Source organism: Acinetobacter sp. YH12219 (assembly GCF_013417875.1).
GTDB lineage: Bacteria > Pseudomonadota > Gammaproteobacteria > Pseudomonadales > Moraxellaceae > Acinetobacter > Acinetobacter amyesii.
The window spans coordinates 1-7,172 of the sequence record NZ_VPDC01000044.1 but is presented as its reverse complement, the minus strand read 5'-3'; the positions used below and the strand labels follow the sequence as shown (position 1 = coordinate 7,172).

Below are 7,172 nucleotides of genomic sequence, written 5' to 3'. Positions count from 1 at the left end.
CAGCAGGGGTGTCATCGGGTCGTCATCCACCGCATCCGAGGCCAGATAGCTGTTTTCGACATCCCGTTCCAGCAGGCCTTGCCGTTCCAGATAGCGACCCACCCGGTGGGCGATGGTGTGCGTCAGCTGGGTGAGCTCTGGGCTGGTCGGCGCCTTGACCCAGCGGAAACGCGCTGAGCCGTGGGATTGCTCGACATACACACCGTCGAGAAACAGCATGTGGAAGTGAACATTCAGATTGAGCGCCGATCCAAAACGCTGGATCAGGGTGACCGCGCCCGTCTTGGCCACTTGGTGGGTATGGCCCGCTTTCTTGACCAGGTGCGTGGCAATGACGCGGTAAACGATGCCCAGCACCCACCCCATGATCTCGGGCCGGCTGGCAAACAGGAAACGCAGCTGAAACGGGAAGCTCAACACCCACTGACGCATGGGTTGTTCAGGCAGTACTTCATCAACCAGCAAGGCGGCACTTTCGGCCATCCGCCGCGCCCCACAGCTCGGGCAGAAACCGCGACGCTTACAGCTGAAAGCGACCAGGTGCTCGGCGTGGCAAGACTCGCAGCGAACCCGTAGAAAGCCATGCTCCAGCCGCCCGCATTGGAGAAATTCTTCAAATTCCCGTTGCACATAGCCCGGCAATTCCTTTCCCTGCTCTGCCATAAGCGCAGCGAATGCCGGGTCAATATATGGAGTATTTTATGGCACGTAGACCAAGAAGAAATCATTCAAACGACTTTAAGGCTAAGGTAGCACTTGCTGAATTGAGTTCTGAGTTTGATGTTCATCAAAACCAAATTATTGACTGGAAAAATCAATTGATCTCAGCTTCCTCACAAGCTTTCGATCAATCAAAAGCTCCATCAGAACCTCCCATTGATCTTAAAAAGTTACATGCAAAAATCGGTGAGCAGGCATTAGAAATTGATTTTTTAGAAGGTGTGTTGAAGAAACTGGGCCGCTTCAACCACAAAAGTTAATCGATCACTCACTTCAGATTTCAGTATCTAAACAAGCTAAGTTACTGAAAGTCTCTCGTGGTTGTTATTATTATCGCCCAAAACCTGTTAGCTCATCAGATCTGAAGCTGATGCGATGTATTGATGAATTACATATGCAATATCCTTTTGCAGGCAGTCGTATGATGCGTGATTTGTTGAATCGTCAAGGACATCATATAGGACGACGTCATACACGTACTTTAATGAAGAAAATGGGTATTCAGGCGTTATATTGCAAACCAAATTTAAGCCAGGCTAATCAAGCTCACCGTAAATATCCATATCTGCTCAAAGGGTTGGCTATTCAGCGCAGTAATCAAGTGTGGTCTACGGATATAACGTATATCCCTATGGCAAAAGGCTTTGTTTATTTATGTGCTGTGATTGATTGGCATAGCCGCAAGGTACTTGCGCATAGGGTATCGATTAGTATGGAGGTGGATTTTTGTATTTCGGCTTTAAATGAAGCGATTGAAAAATATGGATCACCTGAAATATTGAATACAGACCAAGGCAGTCAGTTCACCAGTGATGCATTTATTGATGTATTGAAATCAAATGGCATTCAAATCAGTATGGATGGTAAAGGTCGATGGGTAGATAATGTGATGGTTGAACGATTATGGCGGAGCGTTAAATATGAAGAGGTGTATCTCAAAGCTTATAGCAGTGTCACAGATGCGAAAAAGCAATTGAGTGCATATTTTGAGTTTTATAATCTGAAACGACCTCATTCGAGTCTAGACAAAATGACACCAAATGAGTTTTACTATGATCAGCTACCCCAACAAAACAAGGTGGCTTAACTAGAGCGGAATATCACTTATAAATACGCTTTTAGTTGTTCAAACAAGTGGAACCACCTCTGTTTGTAATGATATTTTATAAAATTCAATATTAGATCTGCAGAGAAAAACTTATCAAACTAAGTATTGGCTAGTCTTTTTCTTCGAAAAACTTATCAAACGAAGTATTAAGTTAATCTTTTTCTTCAACTTCTTCCTTAAACTCAAACAAATCATTCATCGTACAGTTAAAGTACTTACACAACTTATCGGCGACTGGTAATTCAATACGTACAGCACGGTCATAATACATACTTGTGAGCGTGTTGCGATTGATACCTGTTGCATGCACCACTTCACTTAATTTTAAAATTTTTCTATCGCCCATGAGGCTAGATAACTTACAAGTAATCATATTTAAATTAATTTACAAAAAATAACTTGCTGTGGGTTATTTGAAGTTGTTGACTGAGTAATACTTTGCTAAAATTAACCTACAGCAGGTTATTACAACTTATAGAAAGTATATTTTATCCATTTCAACTAAATTATAACTTTTTAAATATAAGGATTGAACCTGCATTAGATTATTTTGTGGAGATGACCGCCGTGTTACCAAATGAGTTATTGATCAGCCAGCAAGCTCGTGACTTAGGAAATCAATTAATTAAAGAAATGAACATCAATAGAAGTTATGGAATGGCTAATTTTCTTGGAGTAAATACTTGCTATGATAATCATCAGGCTGTACTTATTTGGACATTTCAACTGCTTGAAAGGGAACCTGCCTTAAATGAATTAGCAGAAATTAAAAAATATTTTCTTTTAATCTTTCCAGATAGTGTTTATCAATTAGCCTAAGTTGTTTTTAAAATTAATTTATTAAATAAAAAGCACTAAATCAAAGAAAGCTTTATTTAAAAATACCTATTAATTCAAAAACATACCATTTACTGAATATATGAAGCATAGGTTCCTGCTCTATCACTCACTCGTACTAAAATTACATCGCTCTTTTTACTGATACTAAACAATTTATGTCCACGCCACGTTCTGCGGCTTCGAGGGCTAGTTTTTGTTGAACCACTGAGAACAAGGACAACAAACTGCCTACTATATTTTCCCGGAGAGTGGTGTAGGAACTTTTTCATTATTGCTAATCATATCAGCGACAACATCAGCAACGAGCTCCTCTATTCCTGAGAATGCTTTAGACTGATCCGCATCAAGCCAAGACAATGATGGAAACTCAGCACATCATTCGTTTAAGACCTATTTTAATGACGGCACTGGTCGCAAGTTTAGGTTTTATTCCAATGGCGTTAAACACTGGAATTGGTGCAGAAGTACAACGACCACTAGCAACAGTTGTTATCGGCGGTATTGTATCTTCTACAATTTTAACTTTGTTTGTATTGCCTATTTTATATCAATGGGCGCATGGCTCTGAGAGTAGCAAACAGCAATCCGACGAAATTTAAAATCAAAAAAAGCAGCTTAATTACTAGGTTATGCCTAATTAAGCTGCTTTTAATATTGTATGCCCAACATTTTATTGATAAAGCTTACTGCGCTTCATCCCGACAATTTTCATTTAAAAACTCAAACTCTATCGTTGTATGCGATAAATGATAGGAAGATAATTTAGCTGCAACTTCTTGTTTAAGCCTAATTAATTCTTTAACGTCAAAGTTGTCACTCAGCTCAAGGTGCGCTGTTAAAACGTGACTTTCACCATCTAGTGACCAAAAGTGCATGTGGTGGATACCATTAACTTCAGGAAATTCCATTAGTGATAGTTTAATACGCTTTTGAGTCTCTTTATCGGGTGCAGCTTGAAGAAATAAAACGAGTGTTGATTTCAGGTTTTTGAAAACATTAAACAAGATGAACAGCGTGAACCCTATTGATAAAAGGGGATCTAATATCGGCAGTTCAGCGAACAACAGTACGATAGAGACTATAAGAACGGCAACCCATCCAAGTACATCTTCAAGAAGGTGCCATGTCAGCACTTTCTCATTTAATGTTTCACCCGCTTTTAATTTTAATACAGCATATCCGTTAACGGCAACGCCGAGTATCGCTAGCCCTAACATCCCCTCGACTACAGGCATTTCAGGATTGGACAGCTTTGGAATTGCTTCAAATAAAATCCAAATTGAGCCAATGATTAAAACAATACTGTTTATCAATGCGCCAAAGAGAGTAAGTCTACGATAACCATAACTAAACTTATCTGATGCTTCTTTATCTGAAAAACGACTTAAAATCCACGCAAAACCTATTGAAAGACTATCACCAAGATCGTGAACTGCATCTGCCATTATCGCCGTACTGTTAGTGAGCCAACCACCTATAAATTCGATAATAGTGAATGTCACATTAAGGAAAAATGCCCAACCAATACGGTCATCTTTACCATGTTGATGACTATGATTATGGTTGTGCATTTTGTACCTCTAGTACTTTTCTATTTCTTAGTTTTGATACATTCATATTAATCAAGTGACGTATCAAGCGTTGATATATCCAGCGTTTGAACCCCGACAAGTTAGTCCCTTTTTCGAGATAGAACTCATCAGGGGAATCATAAAGCCCAAAGTCATCATGAATACCTTCTTTTTGAATATAGGTATTTTCTCCACGCCAATCTGTATCTGGTGAGGAAAAGCACTTTGTTGCAACACCATAACCACAAAAATCATCTTTTACTTGGTCAAATTTCTCCTGTAGAGAGCTTAAGTATTGCTCATCCAATATAAAGCCCTCTAAGTTTATCCAACGCCCTTCAAAGTAAACTTCTACCCAACTATGAATGATGTATTTAGGTGCTAACCAAAATACATAGCTTGGGATAGCACCTTTTTGTAGTTGCTGGTCTATGGTAAACCCATGAAATCGGCATTGAATGCCTAGTCCACGCAATAGTGCCATTAACAGATTACCCTTAGTATTACATTGTCCATAACCATCTGCTAGCACATCGCTTGCTGCAATATCATCGCTTTCATTATAACCAAAGAAAATCTCATCTTTTACAAACTGATAAGCGGCACCAATTTTGTTGAAGTTATCCAAGTTTTTCCACCTACGTTGATCGATCAAGGATTGGATATCTTTGTGTTCAAAATTAACGATATTCGTATTGTTTAAATATTTCTCAGTCATTTTTTATATATCCTTTTCGTTGCATACTTATACTATAGACTCTATAGTAACTATAGAGTCAAATGTCTGGGGGAAATTGATGAAAATAGGCGAATTGTCAAAAAAATCGGGCTGTTCAATACAAACGATTAGATATTATGAAAGAGAAGGATTACTGTTAAATCCAAATCGTTCAGAAGGTAATTTCAGGCTGTATGATAGCAAAGCACTTAAACAATTGGAATTCGTAAAGCATTGTCGCAGCCTAGATATATCACTCAATGATATTAAACGTCTTATCGAATTAAAAAATAAGCCAGAAGAAAGCTGCTCTAGCGTTAATGCATTAATTGATCAGCAACTTGCACTAGTGAATAAACGCATGAAAGAATTAAGGGCGCTTAAAGCTGAATTACAACAAATGGCTAGTGCTTGTGGTTCGAACAACCCAACATACTCATTATATTCTGCTGACCATGTAACACGGCAAGTATATTGTTTACTATCCATTTGAAACCCCATAATGTTTTAAGTCTATGTATAAAAGTACGATTTTCACTTAGCAGTACTTAAATAATCACCCCACCACTGCATCATTTCAGTCCGCTGGGCTAAATAGTCAGCGTGATTATAGCTGGCACGGGTACGGTTCTTATCAATATGTGAAAGTTGTGCCTCAATCCAGTTATCCTGGAACAAACCTGAGTCATTCAAAATGGTACTAAAAGTGGAACGTAGTCCATGAGAGGATAATTGATGTTTTCCATAGCCCATCTTACGTATAGCCATATTTAATGTATTAAAATGAATCGGTTGATTATGTTTCCGTGGGCTAGCAAAAATGTACTTTTCACCGTATGACCATTGCATGACGTCTTTTAAAATATCTAAAGCCTGATCTGAAAGTGGAACTAAGAAGTCGGGAATCTCATGGCCTAATATGACTTTTCGTCGAAACTGTTTAATATGCAAGGCAGGTATTTTCCAGACTTTTTCATTTAAATCAAAATGATGAGGCTCAGCCAATAACAATTCAGCCCCTCGCACGCCAGTATGTAATTTGAACAGCAGTGCTTTTTTAATAATCGGATGGGCATCCAATTTTTGTAATTTATACTTAAAATCAGATATATCCTCCGCTTTCAAATACGGATAATTTTTCTTGATTTTACTGTTAATGGCGATTTTATTTAAACCATGCGCGATGTTGAATTCACAATAACCCATCGCTACAGCGTAGTCATAAATTTGGTTCAAATAACTACAAGCTTTCTTGACAGGTTCTTTTACTTGGCGTCCCTCTATTTTTTTGATTACTGAAACCAGGTCATAACGCTTGATGTTTTGAAAAGGTAGATCCTGAAGGTCTGGATAAATATCTTGCTGTAAGCATCTTTCTGCTAACTGTAGTACACCACAGCGGGGTAGATCGTTGAAGGCATTTTTCAGTTTGAACTGTAACCACTCCTCCCCGACCTTACCAAAGGTGATGACATTAGAGGCAGTATCTTGTTCAAAACAGAAATCATTGTCTTTAAAGTCATCTCTGACTTGTCGTGCCTTTTTCAGCGATAAATCAGGATAACGACCTAACTGAATGCGTCGACGTTTTTTAGTTTGTGGATCTGTATAGCGATAGCACCAAGATTTTCTTCCACTCGGCTCAATCTTCAGGCTAAGCCCATCTTCATCGGATAAAAAACTGGTTTTTTCCTTACAATGAGCTTGGCGAACTTTAATTTCAGTAAGACTCATGGAATTTAAATGAAACCTAACAATGGGTTGATTGGATCAATTATATCAAAATAGAACGCTTTATGTATGATGCGTACACTACGCATCATATATATTTGTAATATATTGTTTTATATATTTAATATTTTAAGTATTTGTATTTTAGTAACCATTATAAGTACCACCTCTTCTTTAAGTTCCCAACAACTCACTTTTTCTGTCATCAATGTTAAATAAGTCTTGTGCTTTAAATTCTTAGATGACCTCCTCTACCCTTTATTATCATTTTTATAAAAGTAACTATATGTACTCATTAAAATTTGTAGAGCTCAAAAACAAAAAAGACCGCTATATAGCAGTCTTTTAACTTAATTAACTCTGTACACGACAAATTTCACAGAACCCTTATCCTATCAGGATTCTGCTTTCTTAAAATTGCCAAAATTTCCTTAAACTCTTCTTTTTTCCCAAAACCAATTAAACGCTGAATCGCCATTTGAAC

7 protein-coding genes and 3 pseudogenes are annotated in these 7,172 nt (G+C 38.1%); 4 read left to right on the top strand and 6 right to left on the bottom strand.

Annotated features, from left to right (window positions below; genetic code table 11):
* Window positions 1–681 (bottom strand): annotated as a pseudogene (locus FTV04_RS16200) (IS91-like element ISVsa3 family transposase); the annotation flags it as partial.
* Window positions 682–689: 8 nt separating this feature from the next.
* Here FTV04_RS16200 and FTV04_RS16195 point away from each other — a divergent pair.
* Window positions 690–1,807 (top strand): IS3 family transposase gene (locus tag FTV04_RS16195; protein ID WP_180090387.1). Its coding sequence is split into 2 segments (ribosomal slippage): window positions 690–927 and window positions 927–1,807, totalling 1,119 coding nucleotides; the frame shifts between segments, so codons are not numbered across the junction.
* Between the two features lie 172 nt (window positions 1,808–1,979).
* Here FTV04_RS16195 and FTV04_RS16190 read toward each other — a convergent pair.
* Complete coding sequence (locus FTV04_RS16190; protein ID WP_004658364.1) at window positions 1,980–2,201, bottom strand: helix-turn-helix transcriptional regulator; 222 nt, start codon at window positions 2,199–2,201, stop codon at window positions 1,980–1,982.
* A gap of 194 nt (window positions 2,202–2,395) precedes the next feature.
* Between FTV04_RS16190 and FTV04_RS16185 the strand changes: the two genes are divergently transcribed.
* Window positions 2,396–2,647: a hypothetical protein gene (locus FTV04_RS16185; RefSeq protein ID WP_004658363.1), complete on the top strand. Its 252-nt coding sequence runs from the start codon at window positions 2,396–2,398 to the stop codon at window positions 2,645–2,647.
* 252 nt (window positions 2,648–2,899) lie between these two features.
* On the opposite strand, the pseudogene FTV04_RS16180 reads toward FTV04_RS16185, so the two are convergent.
* Window positions 2,900–3,043 (bottom strand): annotated as a pseudogene (locus FTV04_RS16180) (antitoxin HicB); the annotation flags it as partial.
* Between FTV04_RS16180 and FTV04_RS16175 the strand changes: the two are divergent.
* Window positions 3,043–3,267 (top strand): annotated as a pseudogene (locus FTV04_RS16175) (efflux RND transporter permease subunit); the annotation flags it as partial. The pseudogenes FTV04_RS16180 and FTV04_RS16175 overlap by 1 nt on opposite strands.
* 84 nt (window positions 3,268–3,351) lie before the next feature.
* Here FTV04_RS16175 and FTV04_RS16170 read toward each other — a convergent pair.
* Entirely contained in the window at window positions 3,352–4,239 is an 888-nt protein-coding gene (locus FTV04_RS16170; protein WP_127800877.1) for a cation diffusion facilitator family transporter, read from the bottom strand.
* Entirely contained in the window at window positions 4,226–4,957 is a 732-nt protein-coding gene (locus FTV04_RS16165) for a transglutaminase family protein (protein WP_005245162.1), read from the bottom strand. The genes FTV04_RS16170 and FTV04_RS16165 overlap by 14 nt, the downstream gene beginning before the upstream one ends.
* A 79-nt stretch (window positions 4,958–5,036) precedes the next feature.
* On the opposite strand from FTV04_RS16165, the gene FTV04_RS16160 reads away from it, so the two are divergent.
* Window positions 5,037–5,450 carry a Cd(II)/Pb(II)-responsive transcriptional regulator gene (locus FTV04_RS16160; RefSeq protein WP_005245163.1) on the top strand — a complete coding sequence of 138 codons (414 nt, stop codon included), beginning with the start codon at window positions 5,037–5,039 and terminating at the stop codon, window positions 5,448–5,450.
* Between the two features lie 41 nt (window positions 5,451–5,491).
* On the opposite strand, the gene FTV04_RS16155 is transcribed toward FTV04_RS16160, so the two are convergent.
* Window positions 5,492–6,691, bottom strand: coding sequence for an integrase arm-type DNA-binding domain-containing protein (locus FTV04_RS16155; RefSeq protein WP_005245164.1), 1,200 nt, complete (start codon window positions 6,689–6,691; stop codon window positions 5,492–5,494).
* Between the last annotated feature and the right edge of the window lie 481 nt (window positions 6,692–7,172).

What these genes read in the sequence shown, in the direction of transcription:
- FTV04_RS16190 (WP_004658364.1), bottom strand. Translation starts at nt 2,201, where the DNA reads ATGATTACTTGTAAGTTATCTAGCCTCATGGGCGATAGAAAAATTTTA.
- FTV04_RS16170 (WP_127800877.1), bottom strand. Translation starts at nt 4,239, where the DNA reads ATGCACAACCATAATCATAGTCATCAACATGGTAAAGATGACCGTATT.
- FTV04_RS16165 (WP_005245162.1), bottom strand. Translation starts at nt 4,957, where the DNA reads ATGACTGAGAAATATTTAAACAATACGAATATCGTTAATTTTGAACAC.
- FTV04_RS16160 (WP_005245163.1), top strand. Translation starts at nt 5,037, where the DNA reads ATGAAAATAGGCGAATTGTCAAAAAAATCGGGCTGTTCAATACAAACG.
- FTV04_RS16155 (WP_005245164.1), bottom strand. Translation starts at nt 6,691, where the DNA reads ATGAGTCTTACTGAAATTAAAGTTCGCCAAGCTCATTGTAAGGAAAAA.